The organism is Stenotrophomonas sp. 96582_Sma (assembly GCF_056480905.1).
In genome coordinates, this window is sequence record NZ_CM151122.1 from 327,501 (window position 1) to 330,000 (window position 2,500).

1 rRNA gene (running past both ends of the window) is annotated in these 2,500 nt (G+C 53.6%); it reads left to right on the forward strand.

Annotated elements, in window-relative coordinates:
• Nucleotides 1-2,500 (forward strand): 23S ribosomal RNA (locus ACZK2R_RS01475) (it extends past both window edges: 113 nt to the left, 267 nt to the right).

Sequence of the window (2,500 nt, forward strand, 5' to 3'; positions counted from 1 at the left end):
CCGAATGGGGAAACCCACCCGCTTGCGGGTATCCTGCAGTGAATACATAGCTGCTGGAAGCGAACCTGGTGAACTGAAATATCTAAGTAACCAGAGGAAAAGAAATCAACCGAGATTCCGTAAGTAGCGACGAGCGAACGCGGACTAGCCCTTAAGCTGATTTGGTTCTAGGAAAACGCTCTGGAAAGAGCGGCCATAGAAGGTGATAGCCCTGTATCTGAAAGGGCCATTTCAGTGAAGACGAGTAGGGCGGGGCACGTGAAACCCTGTCTGAACATGGGGGGACCATCCTCCAAGGCTAAATACTACTGACCGACCGATAGTGAACCAGTACCGTGAGGGAAAGGCGAAAAGAACCCCGGAGAGGGGAGTGAAATAGAACCTGAAACCGTGTGCGTACAAGCAGTAGGAGCTCCGCAAGGAGTGACTGCGTACCTTTTGTATAATGGGTCAGCGACTTACTGTTCGTGGCAAGCTTAACCGTATAGGGGAGGCGAAGGGAAACCGAGTCTGATAAGGGCGCATAGTCGCGGGCAGTAGACCCGAAACCGGGTGATCTAGTCATGCCCAGGGTGAAGGTGCGGTAACACGCACTGGAGGCCCGAACCCACTCCCGTTGCAAAGGTAGGGGATGAGGTGTGATTAGGAGTGAAAAGCTAATCGAACCCGGAGATAGCTGGTTCTCCTCGAAAGCTATTTAGGTAGCGCCTCATATGTATCCTCTCGGGGGTAGAGCACTGTTATGGCTAGGGGGTCATCGCGACTTACCAAACCATTGCAAACTCCGAATACCGAGACGGACTGTATGGGAGACACACGGCGGGTGCTAACGTCCGTCGTGAAAAGGGAAACAACCCAGACCCACAGCTAAGGTCCCAAATTCACTGCTAAGTGGAAAACCATGTGGAAAGGCACAGACAGCCAGGAGGTTGGCTTAGAAGCAGCCACCCTTTAAAGAAAGCGTAATAGCTCACTGGTCGAGTCGGTCTGCGGGGAAGATTTAACGGGGCTAAGCAGTGAACCGAAGCTTGGGGTGCATAACTTTGTTATGCGCGGTAGAGGAGCGTTCCGTAAGCCGTTGAAGGTGGATTGAGAAGTCTGCTGGAGGTATCGGAAGTGCGAATGCTGACATGAGTAACGATAATGCGGGTGAAAAACCCGCACGCCGAAAGCCCAAGGTTTCCTTGCGCAACGTTAATCGGCGCAGGGTGAGTCGGCCCCTAAGGCGAGGACGAAAGTCGTAGTCGATGGGAAGCAGGTTAATATTCCTGCACCTCGCGTAAGTGCGATGGAGGGACGGAGAAGGTTAGGTGTACCAGGCGTTGGTTGTCCTGGGGAAAGGCGGTAGGTTTGGATCTTTGGCAAATCCGGGATCCTTTAAGACCGAGCACCGAGACGAGCCTTTATGGCGAAGTCACTGATACCACGCTTCCAGGAAAAGCTCCTAAGCTTCAGCTTACGCAGACCGTACCGTAAACCGACACAGGTGGGTAGGATGAGAATTCTCAGGCGCTTGAGAGAACTCGGGTGAAGGAACTAGGCAACATGGCACCGTAACTTCGGGAGAAGGTGCACCCTTTTTGGTGGCTCGTGCGAGCTATAGCTGAAGAGGGTCGCAGTAACCAGGCCGCTGCGACTGTTTATCAAAAACACAGCACTCTGCAAACACGAAAGTGGACGTATAGGGTGTGACGCCTGCCCGGTGCTGGAAGGTTAATTGATGGGGTCAGCCGCAAGGCGAAGCTCTTGATCGAAGCCCCAGTAAACGGCGGCCGTAACTATAACGGTCCTAAGGTAGCGAAATTCCTTGTCGGGTAAGTTCCGACCTGCACGAATGGCGTAACGACAGCGGCGCTGTCTCCACCCGAGACTCAGTGAAATTGAAATCGCTGTGAAGATGCAGCGTTCCCGTGGCAAGACGGAAAGACCCCGTGAACCTTTACTATAGCTTTACACTGAACGTTGAGTTCGTCTGTGTAGGATAGGTGGGAGGCTATGAAACTGTGGCGCTAGCTGCAGCGGAGCCATCCTTGAAATACCACCCTGTCGTGCTTGACGTTCTAACCTGGGCCCATTATCTGGGTCGGGGACCGTGTATGGTGGGTAGTTTGACTGGGGCGGTCTCCTCCTAAAGAGTAACGGAGGAGCTCGAAGGTACGCTCAGCGCGGTCGGACATCGCGCACTGTGTGCAAAGGCATAAGCGTGCTTGACTGCAAGATCGACGGATCAAGCAGGTAGGAAACTAGGACTTAGTGATCCGGTGGTTCTGTATGGAAGGGCCATCGCTCAACGGATAAAAGGTACTCCGGGGATAACAGGCTGATACCGCCCAAGAGTTCATATCGACGGCGGTGTTTGGCACCTCGATGTCGGCTCATCACATCCTGGGGCTGTAGTCGGTCCCAAGGGTATGGCTGTTCGCCATTTAAAGTGGTACGCGAGCTGGGTTCAGAACGTCGTGAGACAGTTCGGTCCCTATCTGCCATGGGCGTTGGAGAT